35 protein-coding genes are annotated in these 19,511 nt (G+C 44.9%); all 35 read left to right on the top strand.

The window, feature by feature from the left end:
- Positions 1-21: 21 nt before the first annotated feature.
- The 35 genes from rpsJ to frr all read left to right on the top strand — a co-directional run bounded on the left by rpsJ (position 22) and on the right by frr (position 19,486).
- The gene (rpsJ, locus tag ACYQ8U_RS16620; RefSeq protein WP_182749376.1) at positions 22-333 is read left to right on the top strand and encodes a 30S ribosomal protein S10; all 312 of its coding nucleotides are present in this window, start codon (positions 22-24) and stop codon (positions 331-333) included.
- 41 nt (positions 334-374) lie between these two features.
- Entirely contained in the window at positions 375-1,004 is a 630-nt protein-coding gene (rplC, locus tag ACYQ8U_RS16615) for a 50S ribosomal protein L3 (RefSeq protein WP_459946675.1), read from the top strand.
- Positions 1,005-1,039: 35 nt separating this feature from the next.
- On the top strand, positions 1,040-1,663 hold the full coding sequence (gene rplD, locus ACYQ8U_RS16610; protein ID WP_459946674.1) for a 50S ribosomal protein L4: 624 nt from the start codon (positions 1,040-1,042) through the stop codon (positions 1,661-1,663).
- Positions 1,660-1,947 (top strand): 50S ribosomal protein L23, encoded by a 288-nt coding sequence (rplW, locus tag ACYQ8U_RS16605; RefSeq protein WP_459946673.1) that lies wholly within the window; start codon positions 1,660-1,662, stop codon positions 1,945-1,947. Before rplD ends, rplW begins: the two co-directional genes overlap by 4 nt.
- Before the next feature lie 88 nt (positions 1,948-2,035).
- Complete coding sequence (rplB, locus tag ACYQ8U_RS16600) at positions 2,036-2,857, top strand: 50S ribosomal protein L2 (RefSeq protein ID WP_459946672.1); 822 nt, start codon at positions 2,036-2,038, stop codon at positions 2,855-2,857.
- Between the two features lie 17 nt (positions 2,858-2,874).
- On the top strand, positions 2,875-3,150 hold the full coding sequence (rpsS, locus tag ACYQ8U_RS16595; protein ID WP_459946671.1) for a 30S ribosomal protein S19: 276 nt from the start codon (positions 2,875-2,877) through the stop codon (positions 3,148-3,150).
- Between the two features lie 45 nt (positions 3,151-3,195).
- The gene (gene rplV, locus ACYQ8U_RS16590; protein WP_459946670.1) at positions 3,196-3,528 is read left to right on the top strand and encodes a 50S ribosomal protein L22; all 333 of its coding nucleotides are present in this window, start codon (positions 3,196-3,198) and stop codon (positions 3,526-3,528) included.
- Positions 3,529-3,601: 73 nt separating this feature from the next.
- A complete protein-coding gene (gene rpsC, locus ACYQ8U_RS16585) occupies positions 3,602-4,252 on the top strand; it encodes a 30S ribosomal protein S3 (protein ID WP_459946669.1) in 651 nt (216 codons plus the stop codon).
- 42 nt (positions 4,253-4,294) lie between these two features.
- Positions 4,295-4,711: a 50S ribosomal protein L16 gene (gene rplP, locus ACYQ8U_RS16580; RefSeq protein ID WP_459946668.1), complete on the top strand. Its 417-nt coding sequence runs from the start codon at positions 4,295-4,297 to the stop codon at positions 4,709-4,711.
- Positions 4,708-4,896: a 50S ribosomal protein L29 gene (gene rpmC, locus ACYQ8U_RS16575; RefSeq protein ID WP_459946667.1), complete on the top strand. Its 189-nt coding sequence runs from the start codon at positions 4,708-4,710 to the stop codon at positions 4,894-4,896. Before rplP ends, rpmC begins: the two co-directional genes overlap by 4 nt.
- Positions 4,897-4,961: 65 nt before the next feature.
- Positions 4,962-5,222, top strand: coding sequence for a 30S ribosomal protein S17 (gene rpsQ, locus ACYQ8U_RS16570; protein WP_459946666.1), 261 nt, complete (start codon positions 4,962-4,964; stop codon positions 5,220-5,222).
- Between the two features lie 63 nt (positions 5,223-5,285).
- Positions 5,286-5,654, top strand: a complete 369-nt coding sequence (gene rplN / locus ACYQ8U_RS16565; RefSeq protein WP_459946665.1) for a 50S ribosomal protein L14 — start codon at positions 5,286-5,288, stop codon at positions 5,652-5,654.
- A 52-nt stretch (positions 5,655-5,706) separates the two neighbouring features.
- Positions 5,707-6,042: a 50S ribosomal protein L24 gene (gene rplX, locus ACYQ8U_RS16560; RefSeq protein WP_459946664.1), complete on the top strand. Its 336-nt coding sequence runs from the start codon at positions 5,707-5,709 to the stop codon at positions 6,040-6,042.
- A gap of 31 nt (positions 6,043-6,073) precedes the next feature.
- A complete protein-coding gene (gene rplE, locus ACYQ8U_RS16555) occupies positions 6,074-6,613 on the top strand; it encodes a 50S ribosomal protein L5 (protein ID WP_459946663.1) in 540 nt (179 codons plus the stop codon).
- A 51-nt stretch (positions 6,614-6,664) separates the two neighbouring features.
- Complete coding sequence (locus tag ACYQ8U_RS16550) at positions 6,665-6,850, top strand: type Z 30S ribosomal protein S14 (protein ID WP_459946662.1); 186 nt, start codon at positions 6,665-6,667, stop codon at positions 6,848-6,850.
- A gap of 59 nt (positions 6,851-6,909) precedes the next feature.
- A complete protein-coding gene (gene rpsH, locus ACYQ8U_RS16545) occupies positions 6,910-7,308 on the top strand; it encodes a 30S ribosomal protein S8 (protein ID WP_459946661.1) in 399 nt (132 codons plus the stop codon).
- A gap of 23 nt (positions 7,309-7,331) precedes the next feature.
- Positions 7,332-7,871 carry a 50S ribosomal protein L6 gene (gene rplF, locus ACYQ8U_RS16540; protein ID WP_459946660.1) on the top strand — a complete coding sequence of 180 codons (540 nt, stop codon included), beginning with the start codon at positions 7,332-7,334 and terminating at the stop codon, positions 7,869-7,871.
- 46 nt (positions 7,872-7,917) lie between these two features.
- A complete protein-coding gene (rplR, locus tag ACYQ8U_RS16535) occupies positions 7,918-8,283 on the top strand; it encodes a 50S ribosomal protein L18 (RefSeq protein WP_459946659.1) in 366 nt (121 codons plus the stop codon).
- A 27-nt stretch (positions 8,284-8,310) separates the two neighbouring features.
- A complete protein-coding gene (gene rpsE, locus ACYQ8U_RS16530; RefSeq protein ID WP_459946658.1) occupies positions 8,311-8,823 on the top strand; it encodes a 30S ribosomal protein S5 in 513 nt (170 codons plus the stop codon).
- A 76-nt stretch (positions 8,824-8,899) separates the two neighbouring features.
- Complete coding sequence (rpmD, locus tag ACYQ8U_RS16525) at positions 8,900-9,082, top strand: 50S ribosomal protein L30 (RefSeq protein WP_459946657.1); 183 nt, start codon at positions 8,900-8,902, stop codon at positions 9,080-9,082.
- Positions 9,083-9,086: 4 nt separating this feature from the next.
- On the top strand, positions 9,087-9,539 hold the full coding sequence (gene rplO / locus ACYQ8U_RS16520) for a 50S ribosomal protein L15 (protein ID WP_459946680.1): 453 nt from the start codon (positions 9,087-9,089) through the stop codon (positions 9,537-9,539).
- Between the two features lie 69 nt (positions 9,540-9,608).
- The gene (gene secY / locus ACYQ8U_RS16515; protein ID WP_459946656.1) at positions 9,609-10,913 is read left to right on the top strand and encodes a preprotein translocase subunit SecY; all 1,305 of its coding nucleotides are present in this window, start codon (positions 9,609-9,611) and stop codon (positions 10,911-10,913) included.
- A gap of 8 nt (positions 10,914-10,921) precedes the next feature.
- Positions 10,922-11,710 (top strand): type I methionyl aminopeptidase, encoded by a 789-nt coding sequence (map, locus tag ACYQ8U_RS16510; RefSeq protein WP_459946655.1) that lies wholly within the window; start codon positions 10,922-10,924, stop codon positions 11,708-11,710.
- Positions 11,711-11,798: 88 nt separating this feature from the next.
- Positions 11,799-12,035 carry a translation initiation factor IF-1 gene (gene infA, locus ACYQ8U_RS16505; RefSeq protein ID WP_459946654.1) on the top strand — a complete coding sequence of 79 codons (237 nt, stop codon included), beginning with the start codon at positions 11,799-11,801 and terminating at the stop codon, positions 12,033-12,035.
- Between the two features lie 14 nt (positions 12,036-12,049).
- Complete coding sequence (rpmJ, locus tag ACYQ8U_RS16500; RefSeq protein WP_459946653.1) at positions 12,050-12,163, top strand: 50S ribosomal protein L36; 114 nt, start codon at positions 12,050-12,052, stop codon at positions 12,161-12,163.
- A 48-nt stretch (positions 12,164-12,211) separates the two neighbouring features.
- Complete coding sequence (rpsM, locus tag ACYQ8U_RS16495) at positions 12,212-12,577, top strand: 30S ribosomal protein S13 (RefSeq protein ID WP_459946652.1); 366 nt, start codon at positions 12,212-12,214, stop codon at positions 12,575-12,577.
- Positions 12,578-12,601: 24 nt separating this feature from the next.
- Complete coding sequence (gene rpsK, locus ACYQ8U_RS16490) at positions 12,602-12,982, top strand: 30S ribosomal protein S11 (protein WP_459946651.1); 381 nt, start codon at positions 12,602-12,604, stop codon at positions 12,980-12,982.
- A gap of 117 nt (positions 12,983-13,099) precedes the next feature.
- On the top strand, positions 13,100-13,729 hold the full coding sequence (gene rpsD / locus ACYQ8U_RS16485) for a 30S ribosomal protein S4 (protein WP_459946650.1): 630 nt from the start codon (positions 13,100-13,102) through the stop codon (positions 13,727-13,729).
- Positions 13,730-13,953: 224 nt separating this feature from the next.
- Entirely contained in the window at positions 13,954-14,994 is a 1,041-nt protein-coding gene (locus ACYQ8U_RS16480) for a DNA-directed RNA polymerase subunit alpha (RefSeq protein ID WP_459946649.1), read from the top strand.
- Positions 14,995-15,073: 79 nt separating this feature from the next.
- On the top strand, positions 15,074-15,472 hold the full coding sequence (gene rplQ, locus ACYQ8U_RS16475) for a 50S ribosomal protein L17 (RefSeq protein WP_459946648.1): 399 nt from the start codon (positions 15,074-15,076) through the stop codon (positions 15,470-15,472).
- Positions 15,473-15,559: 87 nt separating this feature from the next.
- Positions 15,560-16,327: a YkgJ family cysteine cluster protein gene (locus ACYQ8U_RS16470; protein WP_459946647.1), complete on the top strand. Its 768-nt coding sequence runs from the start codon at positions 15,560-15,562 to the stop codon at positions 16,325-16,327.
- Positions 16,328-16,528: 201 nt separating this feature from the next.
- On the top strand, positions 16,529-17,305 hold the full coding sequence (gene rpsB, locus ACYQ8U_RS16465) for a 30S ribosomal protein S2 (protein ID WP_459946646.1): 777 nt from the start codon (positions 16,529-16,531) through the stop codon (positions 17,303-17,305).
- A gap of 180 nt (positions 17,306-17,485) precedes the next feature.
- On the top strand, positions 17,486-18,082 hold the full coding sequence (gene tsf / locus ACYQ8U_RS16460; protein WP_459946645.1) for a translation elongation factor Ts: 597 nt from the start codon (positions 17,486-17,488) through the stop codon (positions 18,080-18,082).
- A gap of 90 nt (positions 18,083-18,172) precedes the next feature.
- The gene (pyrH, locus tag ACYQ8U_RS16455) at positions 18,173-18,892 is read left to right on the top strand and encodes a UMP kinase (protein WP_459946644.1); all 720 of its coding nucleotides are present in this window, start codon (positions 18,173-18,175) and stop codon (positions 18,890-18,892) included.
- 39 nt (positions 18,893-18,931) lie between these two features.
- Positions 18,932-19,486, top strand: a complete 555-nt coding sequence (gene frr, locus ACYQ8U_RS16450) for a ribosome recycling factor (protein WP_459946643.1) — start codon at positions 18,932-18,934, stop codon at positions 19,484-19,486.
- The last annotated feature ends 25 nt before the right edge of the window (positions 19,487-19,511 follow it).

Raw genomic sequence — 19,511 nt, 5'->3', positions numbered from 1 at the left:
ATTGCTTAAAGGTGTGTAATGATACCAACAGAAAAAATTCGTATCCGGCTGAAAGCATATGATCATAAACTACTTGATCAATCTACTACCGAGATAGTTGAAACAGCCAGAAGAACAGGATCAGCAGTGGCAGGACCGATACCGTTGCCTACCACAATCAATAAATTCTGTGTTCTTCGTTCACCTCACGTGGATAAAAAATCTCGAGAACACTTTGAAATGAGAACCCATCGTCGGTTATTGGATATTTTAGAGCCCACGCAGCAGACGATTGATCTGCTTATGAAGCTGGAATTGTCCGCAGGCGTCGATGTCGAAATCAAGTTGCCGTAGCAGGCACGACGTAAAAGTAAATTGAAGCATCGGGTAATATTATGCCAAAGTCAATGGGTATATTAGGAAAAAAAGTTGGGATGACTCGCGTCTATGATGAAGTGGGTCAGGCAGTTCCAGTTACTGTTATAGAGGCTGGTCCGTGTAAAGTCCTTCAGGTGAAAACCGAAGCTACAGATGGGTACAGTGCTATTCAGGTAGGCTTTGGGGATAAAAAAGCCAGCAGAGTGAACAAGGCGATCAGTGGTCATTTAAAAAAATCCAATTCCGATGGCTACTATTTCATTCGAGAATTCAGGGTCGCTGATATTTCTGCCTATGAAGTGGGCCAGGAAGTGACTTTGGACACAGTAGTAAAGGCTGGTGATAAGGTAGACGTTCAAGGGACCAGTAAAGGGCGTGGCTTTCAAGGTGTCATTAAACGCCATGGTTTCAGTGGTGGTGGCTCCGGACATGGGTCCATGTTCCATCGTGCGCCGGGTTCCATCGGTTGCAGCGCCTATCCGGCACGGGTCGTGAAAGGAAAAAAAATGCCCGGTCGAATGGGTAACGATACCGTGTTGCGAAAGAACGTGGTCGTGGTTGACGTTCGGTCTGAGGAAAACGTTGTACTCTTGAAGGGACCGCTTCCTGGAGCCAAAAACGGCCTGTTGAAGATTTTTAAGAAATAAGAGAAATGTGATCTGACAGGTTCGAGGAGATTAATATGTCTACTGTAAATATAGTTAACACCAAGAATGAGAGTGTTGGCGAAATTGAGCTGAACGATGCCGTGTTCAACCGTGAGGTAAAAGAGTACATACTTCATGAAGTTGTTCGTATGCAACGTGCAGCAAAACGTTCAGGTAACGCCTGTACGAAAACGAGAGTCGAAGTCAGCGGCGGGGGAAGAAAACCCTGGCGGCAGAAGGGTACTGGACGTGCAAGAGCCGGTACGAATAGATCGCCTCTGTGGCGTGGTGGTGGAGTTGCTTTCGGTCCAAAACCCAGAGACTACAGTTTTAAGCTTAATCGCAAGGTACGACAGCAGGCAGTTTCAATGGCTCTTAGTGCTCGGTTTCAGGAAGGTAATCTTGTCGTCCTTGACGATTTTTCCATGGACCAGATAAAATCGAAGGATTTTGTCAACATAATGCGTGTTCTCGATATTGATAACGGCATCATAGTGACTGATAATGCACCCGAGAGTTTGACCAAATCTTCACGTAATGTCAACGGCTACAAGGTAATGTCCTCGGAAGGCCTTAATGTCTATGACCTGCTGCTGCACAAAAAAGTGATTCTGGTACAGCCGGTAATCGAAAGCCTTGAGAAGAGGTTAATGGCATGAAAAACATCTATAGTGTACTACAGGGACCCTGCCTCACTGAGAAGGCTGCTCTGATGCAGGAGGAAGACGGTAAAATCGTTTTCAAAGTCCATCCCAAGGCGAACAAGATAGAAGTAAAAAATGCGGTTGAATTGATGTTCAATGTGAAGGTCAAGGATGTGAGAACAGTCAATCTTCACGGAAAAAAGAAACGGGTTGGAAAGACGATTGGCTTTACCAATGATTGGAAAAAGGCCTATGTAACCTTGTCGGAAGGAACTATTAACTTTGCGGATGAATTGTAGATAGTATCTTCTTCAAATTATACAATCATCTACCTTCTACATTGAAAGATTCTATCTAATCTAATAATGATGGAGCGATTGGGAAATCATGGCTATTAAAGTATACAAACCAACATCACCAGGTAAACGACAGCATGTGTCGTCTAAAAACCCGGACTTATCAACCAAAGGTCCGGAAAAGAGTCTCGTTTGCAGTCTCAATAAAACCGGAGGCCGGAATAATTACGGCCGCATCACCTCCAGACACATCGGCGGTGGACATAAGAGAAAATACCGCATAATTGATTTTAAGCGGAACAAGATTGATATTGATGCAGAAGTCATCGCAATCGAGTATGATCCGAACCGCTCGGCGAACATTGCTTTACTGAACTATAAGGATGGTGAAAAAAGATATATCCTTTCACCTGATGGTATAACGGTTGGCGACACTATTGTGGCGGGTGATACCGTTGACATTCAGCCGGGTAACTGTCTGCCACTGGTGAATATCCCGCTTGGTACGATCATTCATAACATTGAAATGAAAATCGGCAAAGGGGCTCAGATGGTCCGGAGTGCCGGTACTGCTGCTCAGCTGATGGCCAAGGAAGGCGGATATGTGCTTGTTCGACTGCCATCCGGAGAAGTAAGAAAGTTTAACAATAACTGCCGAGCCTGTATCGGTCAGGTTGGTAATCGTGAGCACGAAAGTCAAAAGCTTGGGAAGGCCGGCAGAAACAGATGGAAGGGAATACGTCCGCATGTTCGCGGTGTTGCCATGAACCCTGTTGATCATCCGATGGGTGGTGGTGAAGGAAAAAGCTCGGGAGGCAGGCATCCATGTAGTCCGTGGGGGGTTCCGTCTAAAGGCTTCAAGACCAGGAAAAAGAAGGCTTCTGACAGAATGATTGTCAAGAAGAGATCTTAAGTTACGAGGAGTTACGTATGTCACGCTCAATCAAAAAGGGTCCTTTCATCGATGATCATCTTCAAAAGAAAGTGACGGAAGCGTTTGAAAGCGGATCCAGGAAGGTTATCAAGACATGGTCAAGGCGATCCGATATTAGTCCCGAAATGGTTGGACTTACATTCGCTGTACACAACGGCAAGAAATTTATTCCCGTTTTTGTCACAGAGAACATGGTCGGTCACAAACTCGGCGAATTTTCACCGACGCGAACCTACTATGGCCATGCCTCGGACAAAAAGGGTAAAAGATAGTTAGAAATATTTCGTTTCTGGCAGGAATCATCAGGAGCATTAACTATGGAAGCAAGAGCCGTAGGAAAATATATTAGGATCTCTCCACAAAAGGCGCGTCTGGTTGCCGATGTGGTTAGGGGCATGGGGGTTGATCAGGCTATAACTACCCTTCGTTTCATGCCGAAAAAGGGAGCCGGTATAATTCAAAAGGTTATCGAATCCGCAGTTGCCAACGCAACGCAGGACGATCAGGCGGATGTTGATAATCTGTATGTAAAGAAAATAGTAATTGACGGGGGACCATCTCTTAAGAGGATTCGTCCCAGAGCGCAAGGAAGAGCTACAGGTATCATTAAAAGATCAAGCCACATCACCGTTGTACTCGATGAGAGCTAGACTGGTAAAAGCAGTCATGATACTTTGGAAATTCTAAACATTAATAGAACAATGGATTTGTTGGAGGACTGTTTTGGGGCAGAAGGTTAATCCACTCGGACTAAGACTGAATATTACCCGGACCTGGGATTCAATCTGGTATGCTGATAAGGAATATTCCACTTATCTGATTGAAGACCAAAAAATTAAGAAGTTTCTCAAGAACCGTCTACAACATGCCGGATTGTCCAAAGTAAAGATCGAACGGACAGGCGAGCAGGTACGGATTAAACTTTTCACCGCCAGGCCTGGAATAGTCATCGGCAAGAAAGGTGCGGAAATTGAGATACTTAAAAAAGAGCTTGAAAAGCTCATTACTCGCAAAGTAACACTTGATATTCAGGAAGTTCGCCGTCCTGAAGCGGATGCTCAACTTGTTGCGGAAAATATTGCTCAGCAGCTTATTCGCCGTATTGCCTTTCGTCGGGCAATGAAAAAAGCGGTAAGCTCTGCACTGAGATTTGGTGTGCAAGGCATAAAGATCTCCTGTTCCGGGCGATTGGGCGGTGCGGAGATGTCACGATGTGAGTGGGTTCGTGAAGGTAGGGTCCCCCTGCATACCTTGCGAGCCGATGTCGACTACGCTTTAGCTGAAGCCAATACTACCTATGGAATTATAGGGGTAAAGGTGTGGATATTCAATGGCGAAGTCCTGAGCGACACTGATACAGGGACGGCGCAGTAAGCACACTGTTCATGGGATTCCATAAATTATTTGGAGTAAAAGATGTTAAGTCCTAAAAAGGTTAAACATAGAAAAGTTTTCAAAGGAAGATCCAGAGGGGTGGCCTCGCGCGGTTCCTCGATCTCCTTCGGTGATTATGCCCTCAAGGCGACCATTTGCGGCTTTATGTCGGCACAGCAGATAGAAGCGGCACGTATTACAATCAACAGGACGATGAAACGTGGCGGTAAGGTGTGGATTAGAGTTTTTCCAGACAAGCCATTAACTTCTAAACCTGCTGAAACCCGTATGGGTAAAGGTAAAGGTAGCCCTGATTCATGGGTAGCTAAGGTACAACCTGGAACGATTCTTTATGAAATCACAGGGGTAAGTGAGGAACTTGCAATAAAAGCACTGACTCTCGCTGGTAACAAGCTGCCATTTTCGACCAAAGTCGTAACAAAGAGAGGTACGTTATGAAAACGGAAGAAATCCGTAAGATGTCCGCAGCAGATCTCGATAAAAATTTAAAGGATCTGCGCGAAGAATTGGGAAAACTCTCTTTTCAACATCGTATACGGCCTCTCGAAGATACATCTCGACTGAAGAAAATTAGAAAAGAAATTGCTAGAATCGAAACCATAAAATTGCAAGCTGTCAACTGACGAATCGTTAGGAAATTTAGTGCGGTATGGTCGGGTTCTAAAAAACATCACTAATTGACTAAATTATGAGTGAAATAAATAAATCGAGAAAGACAAGAACCGGTTCTGTTGTCAGCAACAGAATGGAAAAGAGTGTTGTCGTTCGTGTAGAGCGCAAGGTTCGCCATAAACTATATGGTAAATTTATGAAAACCAGTGTCAAGTATTTGGCAGATGATCCTGAGAGCCTTTGCAATATCGGAGACACCGTTCTTATTGAAGAATGTCGACCGCTGAGCAAAAGGAAACGATGGCGGGTCAAAACGATACTGGAACAGGCGGTGTGATACCGGCCTCAAGTGGTAAGTCGATAGAAACGACTTGTTTCGGATGAGATATCAGGTGAAATTATGATACAGACAGAAACAGTACTTAATGTTGCTGACAATTCCGGTGCCAAAAAAGTCCTGTGCATCAGGGTTCTTGGCGGTTCCGGTAAACGGTATGCAACAATCGGCGATGTCATCGTCGTGACCGTAAAAGAAGCTATACCCAACGCCAAAGTAAAGAAAGGCGATGTCATGAAGGCCGTTATCGTTCGCACCGCGAAAGAGATGAAGCGGATGGACGATACCTGGGTCAAGTTTGATGATAACGCGGCAGTTATGCTGGCGACCTCGGGTGAACCAGTTGGTACTCGTATTTTTGGACCGGTCGCTCGAGAATTAAGAAACCAAGGGTTCATGAAAATTATATCTTTGGCCCCAGAGGCATTATAAGCCGCTGTACAGGCATTGAGTAAAGATACATTGATTGGATAAAGGTAGAGCAATGAGACAGGGTAGAACATACCTGAAAAAAAATGATCAGGTTGAAGTGATTGCCGGTAAAGATAAGGGCAGAGTTGGAAAAGTTCTTCGGGTCCTTCGCGATAAAGACAAGGCCGTAGTCGAGCGTATTAATTTGATTAAACGACACACGAAGCCTCAAGAGATGAATCAACAGGGCCAGATTGTGGAAAAAGAAGCACCAATTCACGTTTCCAATCTTCAGCTCATTTGTCCTGAATGCACCAAAACCGGTCGCATAGGCAAGAAGGTCCTCGATGACGGTACCAAGGTACGCTATTGCAAGAGTTGTGGCGAATCCATCGAGAGTAAATCATAGATTATCAATAATGGTACGCTAGGAGTTATACATGGGTGCGCTTAAAGATATGTACATAAATGAGTGTGTTCCTGCACTCAAGGAGGAATTTGGTTATAAGAATGCCATGCAGATTCCTCAGGTTAAAAAAATTGTTCTCAATATGGGATTGGGCGAAGCTGTCCAGAATCCAAAAATTGTCGAAGGAGCGGCTGAAGAGCTCAGTAAAATTGCAGGTCAAAAGGCGATTATTACTAAAGCGAAGAAGTCGATCGCCACGTTCAAGTTGCGTGAAGGAATGCCGATTGGTTGTTGTGTTACCCTGCGTGGTGACAAGATGTACGATTTTTTCAGCAAATTGGTAAACATAGCCCTGCCTCGGGTACGTGACTTCAGAGGCCTGTCTCCAAAAGGCTTTGACCGTCGTGGCAACTATTCAATGGGCGTAACGGAACAGATAATTTTCCCGGAAATCGATTACGACAAGATAGATAAAATTAAGGGGCTGAATATTACTATTGTTACCTCGGCAAAAACTGATGAAGAGGGTCTTGCTCTTCTTAAGATGCTGGGGATGCCTTTTAAAAAATAACTCATTTCATTTTCAGAAAATCATTTTACTAGAGATAATTTGGAGGTCGGTTTGGCTAAGAAATCCATAATTGCAAAAGCACAGCGAAAACCAAAATTTGGCGTGCGAAAGTATAATAGATGTCCACTTTGTGGGCGTCCTAGAGCGTTCATAAGAAAATTTGGTGTGTGTCGAATTTGCTTCCGTAAACTGGCGTCCAGCGGTGAAATTACTGGTGTGACTAAATCAAGTTGGTAGAGATTTTTTTCTCACTGTTTGAACCCGTTTACAATTTTGAAAAATAAGGAGTGTTCGCTATGTCTATGAGCGATCCCCTGGCAGATATGCTGACCAGGATAAGAAATGCAGTAATGGCTAAGTTTGATTCGGTTGAAATGCCTACCTCCACTGTCAAGGTTGATGTTGCGAAGGTGCTGAAGTCCGAAGGGTTCATTGGAAACTATCAGGTTATTCCTGGAAAAATCCAAGGTACTCTGAAAATTGATCTGAAATACGGACCGGACCATGAGTGCGTTATCACCGGAATTAAAAGGGTGAGTAAACCTGGACTTCGCAAGTATGCCAAGGCAGACGCTATTCCGAAGGTGTTGAACGGACTAGGGGTCGCCATTATATCTACCTCAAGAGGTGTTGTGACTGATAAAACAGCCAGAGCACTGAATGCAGGTGGTGAGATAATTTGTGAGGTCTGGTAGACCCGCGGATAACGGAGGAAATTATGTCTCGTATTGGTAAACAACCAATTCCGGTCCCCGCAGGGGTGAAGGTTGAACTTGCTGGTCAACTTCTTACGGTTACCGGAGCAAAGGGTACTTTAAAACGTGAAATAGTCCAGGATATTGACGTTCAGATCCAGGACAATATAATTCAGGTCAGTAATCGAATCGAAAACACCAGGGTAAATGCTTTTCGCGGTCTTACGCGAACTCTGATCAACAATATGATTATTGGTGTTGTCGACGGGTTCAAAAAAGTTCTGATAATTGAAGGTGTCGGCTACAAGGCAAATGTCAGCGGAGCAACACTGACGCTCAATGTCGGCTATTCCAATCCCGTCAATTTTCAACTGCCGAAAGAGGTTTCTGCAACTGTCGAAGGAAACACTAAAGTTGTTGTTGAATGTATCGATAAAGAGCTGCTTGGACTTGTTGCATCAAGAATCCGTCAGGTACGAAAGCCTGAGCCCTATAAAGGGAAGGGCATTCGATACGAAGGCGAGCATATTATTAGAAAAGTCGGCAAATCCGGCTCAAAATAATTTGTACTTTCGAACAGGTCAAAAATAAACTGAATGGTAAATTGCAATGGCTAAGACAAATCCGAAGACCATAGCTCGGGCGAAACGTGTCAGCCGGATAAGGAAGAAGATTTCCGGTACCAGCGAACGCCCCAGGTTGAGAGTCTTTAAGAGTAATAAACATATGTATGCGCAAATTATTGACGATGCAGCCGGACATACATTGGTATCCATGTCAACCGTTGATAAAGAGTTTGCGCCTGGTGAAGAAAAAGGAAAGGTTGGAGCAGCAAAGAAGATAGGTATAATGCTTGCTACTCGCGCCAAGGCCGCCGGAATCAGCAAAGTGATATTTGATCGCGGAGGATCAATTTATCACGGCCGGGTTAAATCTCTTTCCGAAGGTGCTCGGGAAGGTGGTCTTGAATTCTAATGATTTCTATTATAACGGGGGTGTCCCTTGTCTGATTTCAAACGTTCCAAAAGTGTTGCTACTGAGGAACTGATCGAAAAGATTGTTTTTATCAACCGGGTTGCAAAAGTTGTAAAAGGTGGTCGTCGATTCAGCTTTAGTGCCATTGTTGTGGTTGGTGATGGTAAGGGTAAAGTGGGTTACGGCCTGGGCAAAGCAAACCAGGTTCCAGAAGCCATCCGGAAAGGTGTTGAGAAAGCACGCAAGAGTATGTTTTCCGTCTGTTTGACAGAGAATTCGATTCCGCATCAGGTTGTTGGTAAATTTGGCGCCGGAAAAGTACTGCTCAAGCCGGCATCAGCGGGTACCGGGCTTATCGCCGGTGGTCCTGTCAGGGCGGTACTTGAGGCTGCGGGAGTTTCAAATATACTCACTAAATGCCTCGGATCACACAATCCGCACAATATGGTAAAAGCTACCTTGGGTGGTTTGCGAGATTTGCGTACAGCTCAGAATATAGCTGACTTACGCGGAAAAACCGTAGAAGAAATAACTGCTTAATCACAACGGTTGCGAAGTCGGATAAGTATTTCGACCGTATCTGTTGTCTAATATTTGATTAAAAGAAGGTAGTCAAATGGCCGAGACAATTACTTTTACTCTGGTGAAGAGTGGCATTGGCAGTACCAAGAAAATCAATGCAACTTTAACAGGGCTGGGGCTCACCAAAATGAATAAAACAATAACAAGAAAAGATACCCCAGAGATCAGGGGCATGCTTAATAAAGTATCGCATCTTGTTCGTATGGAGGAGGTATAGCATGATAACCTTAGCGAATCTTTCTCCCAAAGCCGGCTCGACCAAACAGCCTAAACGACTTGGTAGAGGCCCCGGTAGCGGGCATGGAAAAACGGCTGGGCGAGGTCACAAAGGATTTAAATCTCGATCCGGTTCCGGCGTTAAACCAGGTTTTGAGGGTGGCCAGATGCCACTGCAGCGTCGATTGCCAAAACGTGGCTTTACCAACATCTTCAAAAAAGAATATGCTCTCGTCTCCCTGACCCAGCTTGATGGCTTAGGTGGTGAGCAAGAAGTTACTGTTGAGAGCCTTGTTGCAGCAGGGATTGTTAAAAAAGGTATGCTTGTTAAGGTTCTCGCCAATGGAGAAATCACCAAGCCATTGAAAATAAAAGTAGATAAAATCAGTAAAGCTGCTCAGAATAAGATTGAAACTGCAGGTGGAACGGTAGTTACCTCTGATCAGCAGGACTCTTAACGCACTTTTATCTCTGACGTAGAGATCCAAGAAACTATTATAGAGCTGTATCGTAAATAGGTATTAATAATGAGTGGATTGCAGAGTGCTGCAAATATACCAGAGCTGCGAAGGCGGGTGTTGTTCACGCTGATCATGCTTGCCGTGTACAGGATGGGCGTTCAGATCCCAACTCCTGGAATCAATGGCGAGGCACTTTCGGCTTTCTTCAACCTCAATGCCGGTACACTGTTTGGCATGTTTAATATGTTTTCCGGAGGAGCACTGGAGAATTTCTCCATCTTCGCCCTTGGTATCATGCCCTATATTAGTGCCTCCATTATCATTCAGCTCTTGACTGTGGTGATCCCACAACTCGAGGCTCTGAAAAAAGAAGGACCGTCCGGTACGCGAAAGATCACTCAATACACCAGATACGGGACGGTGTTTCTAAGTATAATTCAGGGTACCTTCATTGCCGTTGGGTTGGAAGGCATGACTGGACCTGGGGGGGAGGCGATAGTTCTCGATCCTGGTATTCAGTTTAAGCTCATGACCATGCTGACACTCACTTCCGGGACCGCCTTCATCATGTGGCTTGGGGAACAGATGACAGAGAGAGGGATTGGCAATGGCATCTCACTTATCATTTTTGCCGGTATTGTGGCCCGTGGGCCGGCAGCAATTGTCAACTCCATTCAGCTGGTTAAAGCCGGGGAGATTTCTCTCTTTTTTGTTCCCTTTCTCGTTTTGTTCATGCTGGCTGTTGTTGCGACTATCGTCTTCTTTGAAACATCGCAGAGAAGAATTCCTATACAATATGCAAAAAGGGTTGTGGGCAGAAAGGTGTATGGCGGTCAGAGTTCTCATCTGCCGCTAAAAATCAATATAGCAGGGGTTATTCCACCAATTTTTGCCTCTTCGATTATGATGTTTCCTGCTACTATCGGCAGTTTCATCCAAATTGACTGGGTGCAGCGTGTTTCCGCGGCAATGTCTCCAGGGACGATATATTACTATATCTGTTATATCGGGATGATCGTTTTCTTCTGTTTCTTCTATACAGCGGTCACCTTTAAGCCGGATGATGTTGCGGAAAATCTGAAAAAAAATGGCGGCTTCATACCAGGTATTCGACCTGGTAAAAAGACTGCCGAATTTATAGATAAAGTTCTTACCAGGCTGACAGTAGTCGGGGCTATTTATCTCAGTACAGTATGTGTGCTGCCGACCGTCTTGATCTCTAAATTTAATATACCTTTTTTCTTTGGGGGTACTGCACTGTTGATCGTGGTTGGTGTCGGCATTGATACCATCTCCCAGATCGAGTCGCATTTACATATGCGTAATTACGAAGGGTTTATGAAGCAGGGTCGGATCAAAGGACGCAGGTAGGCAGCGCGGTGACAGCATCCGATGTAATAGATCGGGGCAGAAATATCATCATTAAAACTGCTGATGAAATTCTGCTCATGCGTGAAGCTAATCAGATAGTCGCGGAAACATTGACGATGCTGGGCGATGTGATTCAACCTGGCATGAGCACCTGGGAACTTGATAATCTTGCCGAGGAATTGTGTGTCAAACGAAAAGCTCAACCGGCTTTTAAAGGGTATCGAGGTTTTCCCGGTAGCCTTTGTGTTTCCGTTAATGAAGAAGTTGTGCACGGTATCCCTTCGAGGAAGAAAAAGGTACAAAAAGGCGACATAGTTTCCATTGATTTTGGTGTGCTCTTCAGAGGATATTATGGCGACTCAGCCATAACCGTACCGGTAGGTATGATTGCTGGAGATGTACAAAAATTATTGAACACAACAAAAAACAGCCTGCAGAAAGGAATAGAACAGGCTGTAGTGGGCAATAGAATAAGTGATATATCAACGGCTATACAGGATTGCATTGAGAGTGGAGGGTTTTCTGTCGTTAGACAATTTGTTGGCCACGGTATCGGCACCCATCTGCATGAAGCACCTGAGATTCCTAATTTTCATCAGGGAGAGCGGACGGTAAGATTATTGCCCGGCATGGTGTTGGCCATTGAGCCTATGGTTAACATGGGGACACATAAGGTAAAGGTGCTAAGGGATGGGTGGACCGTTATCACCACTGACAAAAAGCCATCTGCTCATTTTGAACACTCCATTGCCGTAACTGAAAATGGGCCACTCATTCTGAGTTCTCTAGAAAAGTAGTGGTTCGGTAAAATATTTCTTCTCTTTTGTTTGAAGTTATATTATACTGTTCCGTTTTTAACTGAACTTTGAATTTTCAGGATAATTCATGTCAAAAGAAGAAGCAATTGAAGTTGAAGGCACTATTGTAGAGCCGCTCCCAAACGCGATGTTTCGTGTTGAGCTTGATAACGGTCATAAAGTGCTAGCCCATATCTCCGGAAAAATGCGCATGCATTTTATTAAAATTTTGCCTGGGGATCGGGTTACAATAGAACTTTCTCCTTATGATCTTAATAGGGGAAGAGTTACGTTTCGGGCAAAGAATGCCAAAAAGAAAAAATAGAGAGTTTGTTTATCATGAAAGTACGCGCGTCTGTAAAAAAAATGTGCAGTGATTGTAAGATCTTCAAGCGCAACGGTATTGTTCGCGTTTCCTGTAAGATAAAAAAACATAAACAGAGGCAGGGATAAACAGGTATTGCCGCTTTTAATTACCTACTTCTTTTAAGGAGATGTACCTTGGCACGTATAGCAGGAATTGACCTTCCAAAAAATAAGCACATGGATCGGGCGTTAACTTACATACACGGTATTGGGTTGACCTCTGCTCGAAAGATACTTGAAAAAGTAGATCTTCCTTTCACCATGAACAGTGACGATCTTGACGGTGATGATGTCAACCGGATCAGGAAGGTACTCGAAGACGAGTATGTTGTAGAAGGTGACCGTCGGCGGGAAGTATCTATGGACATAAAGAGATTGACGGACCTGGGATGTTACAGGGGGCGTCGTCATCGCATGGGGTTACCTTGTCGTGGACAGAAGACCAAAACCAATGCTCGTACCCGGAAAGGACCGCGCAGAAATGCGGGCCGTCGGAAATAATTGAACTTAATACAGGTGTAAGTTATGGCTGTGGCTAAAAAAAGAAAGGTGAAAAAGAACATACCTGAAGGTATTGTTTTTATTTATTCTACTTTCAATAATACGATCGTTACCATTTCCGATAAACAGGGGAATGTTGTTTCCTGGTGTAGCGCCGGCGTCCTCGGTTTTAAAGGTTCGCGCAAAAGCACTCCCTTCGCAGCGCAAAACGCCCTGGCGGATGCTGCCAAAAAAGCTGCTGACGTCGGGATGCGTAAAGTTGAGGTGAAGGTTAAAGGTCCTGGACCTGGACGGGAAGCCGCGTTACGTGCTCTGATCAATACCGGATTTGAGGTGAGCAGAATATATGATGTTACACCGATTCCCCACAATGGATGCAAACCTCCAAAACGCCGCAGAGTATAACGGCAGTATAGAACTGTTATAGAATTTAACCCCTATAGATGGGATAAGTACCTGCAGAATATGTCACTCGCAAGAGGTCGGATCTTTACCAGGTGCTAATGAAAATGGAGGCCTACGTTGGCTAGAAATATTGGTGCTGCATGCCGTCGATGCAGAAGAGAAGGTTTGAAATTGTACCTCAAGGGTGACCGGTGTTATTCCGATAAATGTTCGTTCGAAAGAAGAGCATTCGGGCCGGGTCAGCATGGACAAGCAAGATTTAAAAAGCTGTCAGACTATGCCGTTCAGTTGAGGGAAAAGCAGAAGGTAAAGAGTATCTACGGCATGCTCGAAGGGCAGTTTCGTCTGAATTTTCAAAAAGCTGACGGTCAAAAGGGTGTAACCGGCGAAAACCTGCTCATCCTGATTGAACGACGTCTTGATAATATGATATTTCGTGCCGGCTTTGCCTCCTCGAGAAAACAGGCACGACAGATCGTGCGGCATAATCATATCCAGATCAATGGTCGAAAGGTCAATATCCCTTCGTTTCTGGTGTCAGCTGGTGATGTCGTCACGCTGAAGGAGAAAAGCCGTGCTAACACCGTCATTAATGAAAATCTAGAGGCGGTTGTCAGACGAGGAGTCCCCAGTTGGCTCGAATTGGAAAAAGATGCATACAAGGCGACGGTAAAAGCTCTGCCAAACAGAGAAGAGTTGACTTTGCCGATCCAGGAGCAGCTCATCGTAGAACTCTACTCCAAATAATCGAGTATGAACTACAGGATATAAGTAGTTATTTCGCATAGCCTGTTGCCCAAATGAAAATTCTTGCTATAGAAAGAGTCTCCCCTTGAAAGGGCGAGACTCTTTTTAGCGCCCCTTATGGGATACGTACTTCAACTAAATTCATTCCATAAACGAGGATGTGAATTTTACGGTACTCATAAGGCTTACGCTACTTATTAGTAGAAACGCAGAGAAGGAAATTTATGACTCAAGTTGCCGACGAAAAAATACCGTTTCACCGAAATTGGCACGAGCTGATAAAACCTGAGAAGTTAGAGGTTGACAGAGAAAAATATACCGCTATGTACGGTAAGTTTATATGTCAACCACTCGAGAGAGGATTCGCAACCACAATCGGAAACAGCTTGCGGCGTATTCTTCTGTCATCTATACAGGGAGCAGCAATTACTTCGGTGAAAATCGATGGAGCTCTGCACGAGTTCACCTCCATGAAGGATATCATGGAAGATGTCAGTGAGATTATTCTCAATCTCAAACTGGTACGCATCAAGCTGCACTCTGCTGATTCGCAAAAGGTCACTATCGATAAAATTGGCCCTGGTATCGTAACTGCTGGAGATATTGTTGAATCCGGATACGTTGAGGTGATGAATAAGGACCAGGTGATCTGCACGCTTACCGGTGCAACCTCCTTTCATGCCGAGATGACCGTTGAGTGGGGAAAGGGATATCAACCGGCCGAAAAGATGGATAAAGAAAACCTTTCAATTGGTCAGATACCCATTGATGCGATTTTTACACCTGTTAAGAAAATTATATACAGTACTTCACAGGCGCGGGTAGGACATCAAACTGACTATGACAAACTGATAATAGAGATTGAAACGGATGGAAGTTTGCGACCTGAGAATGCGCTTGCATACGCCGCCAAAATCTTGAAGGAACAGCTGACTATCTTTATCAATTTTGATGAAGAAGAAGCTGAACCTGAAGTTTTTCCGGAAAAAAATGGTGATACAGAACCTTTGAATCCCTATTTGGATAAACCGGTGGAAGATCTCGAGCTTTCTGTTCGTTCTGCTAACTGTCTGAAAAACGCCGATATTAATTATATTGGTGATCTTGCTCAGAAAACCGACCAGGAAATGCTCAAGACAAAAAACTTTGGACGGAAGTCGCTCAACGAGATCAAGGCTCTCCTTTCAGAAATGGATCTGACGCTTGGCATGAAGTTTGAGAGTTGGATTCCTCCACATCAGCGTGCAGAAAAAGAAGAAGGGTAGCGAATATTGTATTCGCCATAATTGATTATTTAGACAAAGTTACCGTATCAGGTTTTAGGCAGTAGCTGAGGATATAGAGATGAGACATAAATTAACAGGCAGAAGATTAGGACGGACCACTTCACATCGGATGGCAATGTTCAGAAATATGGCCACCTCTCTGTTTGAGCATGAGCGGATTGTCACTACGGCTGAAAAGGCGAAAGAACTTCGCCCGATTGCTGAAAAAATGATTACCTTGGGCAAAAGAGGCGATCTGCACGCAAGAAGACAGGCGCTGGCCTTCATCAGGAGTAAGGATGTTGTTGAGAAACTTTTTACAGTTATAAAAGACAAATTTTCCGACCGGAACGGTGGCTACACCAGGATTTTGAAAACCGGGGTAAGAAAAGGTGATGCTGCTGGTATGGCCATTATTGAACTTGTCGGTTATGAAGAGGTTATTGAGACTGGCGAGACCGTTCAGGCTGATAGTTGAGCTGGCCTGCAAAATTGGTTAAAGCTGGCAGGGGCATATGTTCCTGCCAGCTTTTTTTTTGCTGAATTTTCTTGGTAGAGGATGAGGTTGGATAATCGTAATAAATCATTTCCTGATGGGATGGTTCCTCTGGGTAGTGCTGAATTTCAATTCGCCTGCCATCCTGGAGTTGCCTGTTTTACATTTTGCTGTCGAAATGTTGATATGATTCTTTATCCTTATGACATTATTCGATTAAAAAATGCTCTTCATGTCGACTCGGAAACATTTATGCGTGCCCATACATTTTTGGCATCGGGGGATAACCCTTACTTTCCGACAGTCAAGCTCAAATTAAACCAAGATGATGAAAAGGCCTGTCCTTTTCTCGATAAAACAGGGTGTTCCGTCTATAATGATCGACCTTCAGCCTGTAGAACATATCCTCTCGAAAGAGCGGTAGATCGTTCGAGTGCATCAGGTAAAGCCGCGGAATACTATTTTTTGACCAGGCATGACTATTGTCTTGGCCACAGCGAAGATACTTGGCTTACCGTCAGTCGCTGGATCAGAAATCAACGACTGATCGACTACAACGCCATGAATGCTTTATGGGCGGAAATAGATACTGTTTTCCGCCAGAATCCATGGAAGGGAGAAGGGGCTGCAGGTGAAAAACAGCAACTGGCATTTATGGTCTGCTATAATATTGATGCTTTTCGGCGCTTTGCCGAAATCCATAAGCTTGTTAAACAATTTAGAATTGACCGGGATTTTAAAAATCGAATAGCCAAAGAAGACGCCGAATTACTTAAGTTCGGCTTTCAATGGCTCAAGCTGCTTCTTACCGGGAAAAGCTCTTTAGTAGGTAAATAAGATTTATCTGGGCGATTTTATAACCATGAGTTGCAAAACAACGCAACTAATGGTACACAGTGACGTTGTCCCAAACACAGAGCAGACTGAAGTAGTCTGCTGTCAAAAACACACATCTTCGCTCACAACTGGTGTCGGAGAACATACTACCAATGTTCGCGATTACAGAAGGTGGAGGAAAAACCAGAATCGGAGAAAATTATGGCACATGCTACAGTAAAAGACATGCTCAAGGCCGGTGTTCATTTCGGCCATCAAACGAGGCGCTGGAACCCGAAAATGAAGCCGTATATTTACGGTCCTCGGAACGGAATTTATATTATTAACCTTGATGTCACGAAACGACTCTTTGATAAAGCCTGCGATTTTATCACCGCGGAAGTAAAGAGCGGCGGCTCGGTGCTTTTTGTCGGCACAAAGCGACAGGCACAGGCTATCATCAGTGACGAGGCCAAACGTGCCAACATGTTTTATGTCGATCATCGATGGCTCGGCGGCATGCTCACCAATTTTCAGACAATCAAGAACAGCATCGATAGACTGAAATCCATCGAATCCATGCAGGCAGACGGTTCCATAAATCGTTTTCCGAAAAAAGAGATTCTGCTTATGGAAAAAGAGCGCATCAAGCTGGAGAGAAACGTCGGTGGTATCAAAAACATGCGTTCTCTGCCGTCCGTGCTGTTTGTTGTCGATCCACGCAAGGAAGCGATAGCGGTCAGTGAAGCCAAAAAGCTTGGCATCCCTGTAGTGGCTATGGCCGATACAAACTGTGATCCTGATAATATCGACTTTGTTATTCCAGGTAACGATGATGCCATCAGGTCTATCCGCCTTATTAGCTACCATGTTTCCGAAGCCGTGCTTACTGGCCAGGCCCTTCGCGATGGTGAAGATGCCTCCGAGGAAGCAATTGCTGCGGCAATGGGTGGAACGGAGAGTGAGATGCCGGGTGAGGCAACCGAAGCCTCGGCATAATTTTACCAGAGCTCGTCTTGTTTGGCTTCGGTAAAGGCAAGTGTTGTTAATGTAAAAGGGGGCTGTCTTGAGACTGCCCCTTTTTCGTATGTATATGTCTTGAATCTGTTTTCATTACAACTGTTACGGTTGTCGTGAAAAAAAAAATATTACTCAAAAGTATGACAAAGGAGATTTACCATGGCAATTACAAGTAAGATGGTAAAAGATCTGCGGGATAAAACTCAAGCTGGTATGATGGATTGTAAAAAGGCCCTTGAGAAAACCGATGGTGACATGGAAAAGGCTGTCGATTTGCTGCGTCAGAAAGGCTTGGCTATTGCCGCCAAAAGAGCGGGTCGAGCCACCAGTGAAGGCGTTATTGAAACCTATATCCATGCCGGCGGGAAGCTGGGCGTCATGGTAGAGCTGGGTTGTGAAACTGATTTTGTCGCTAAAAACGATGACTTCAGAGCATTTGCCCGAGATATCGCCATGCATATTGCCGCTGCAAACCCTATCGCCATTTCGCGGGAAGAAGTGCCGGCGGCGGTGATAGCTCGTGAAAAAGAGATCTATATCCAGCAGGCTATCGATTCAGGAAAACCCCAGGCCATTGCCGAGAAAATGGTAACCGGTAAAATCGAAAAATTCCTCGCCGAAATCGCTTTACTGGAGCAGAAATTCGTCAAAAACCCGGACATATCCATTCAGGATCTGTTGAATGACCTTGTTGGAAAGATTGGTGAAAATATCTCCATCAAAAGATTTGCCCGCTTTCAGATCGGTGTAGAATAATATCTCTTCGACAGGTGGACTGCCCCAATGTCCACCTGTTTAATGAAAGAGGCCGTTGTCCTGCTCATTTCTTTTTCAAGGTAGAATACTATGTCCGAAAAGTTACAGTACAAGAGAATACTGCTGAAGCTCAGTGGTGAAGCGCTCATGGGGAACGATGCCTATGGCATCAATACCAAAATTCTCGAGTTTGTTGCGGCTGAAGTAAAAGAAGTGGTGGCGATTGGGGTTGAGCTTGGCCTGGTCATTGGCGCCGGGAACATTTTCAGGGGTGTTGCCGGGGCAAGTAAGGGCATGGATCGCACTACCGCCGACAATATGGGCATGCTTGCCACTGTTATGAATAGCCTGGCCATGCAGGACGCCCTGGAAAGAGCCGGTGTTATTACTCGGGTCATGTCTGCAATTCCCATGCAATCAGTCTCCGAACCTTATATACGGCGAAGGGCAACGAGACATCTCGAAAAGGGGCGAGTGGTGATTTTTGCCGCAGGAACCGGAAACCCTTATTTTACCACGGATTCCGCAGGGGTGCTTCGAGCTCTGGAAATTGATGCCGATGTGGTTATCAAGGCAACGAAGGTAGATGGAGTGTACGATATGGATCCCGTCCTTTACCCAGAGGCCGTTAAATTTGATCGGCTTACCTATGATGATGTCTTGAAGAAAGGTTTGCGGGTGATGGATGCCGCAGGAATAGCCCTGGCCAAAGAAGATAATCTGCCAATTATGGTCTTGGACATGGCGGTATCGGGGAATATCAAACGTGCTGCCATGGGTGAAAATGTCGGTACGCTGATAACTTCATAAATCCCGATAGATCAACTGAAAAAAAGCCGAGGTGAAATCATGAATGAAGTGATCTTAGAGTCGTCCGATAAAATGGAAAAGAGTGTTGAGGCCTTCAAGAAAGAATTGGCCAAAGTGCGCACCGGCAGGGCCTCTTTGTCCATTCTTGATGGTATTCTTGTCGATGCCTATGGCAGTTCCATGCCGCTCAACCAAGTCGGCACCATCACTATCCCGGAGAGTAGAATGATTGTCATTCAGCCCTGGGATCCTCAGATGCTCCCCGCTATAGAAAAAGCTATTCTCAAATCCGATATCGGCCTTAATCCAATCGGTGACGGCAAGGTTATTCGTCTGAATATTCCGCAGCTGACGGAGGAGAGGCGCAAGGAGCTGGTAAAATCGGTGAGAAAGGTTGCCGAGGAATTTCGCGTGGCCATCCGGAATATCCGCAGAGAATCCATCGAAATCCTGAAAAAGCAGAAAAAGGACAAGGAAATTTCCGAAGACGAACTGTTTAAGTTTCAGGACGAGGCGCAGAGTGAAACAGATTTGTATATTAAACAGATTGATGAAGTAACCGCCAACAAAGAAAAAGAAGTAATGGAGGTCTGACCCCATCCACCTGCCCATTGCTTTA

It is taken from the genome of Desulfocastanea catecholica, from assembly GCF_054657295.1.
The sequence above is the reverse complement of the archived record's forward strand: the minus strand, read 5'-3'. Positions and strand labels throughout refer to the sequence as shown.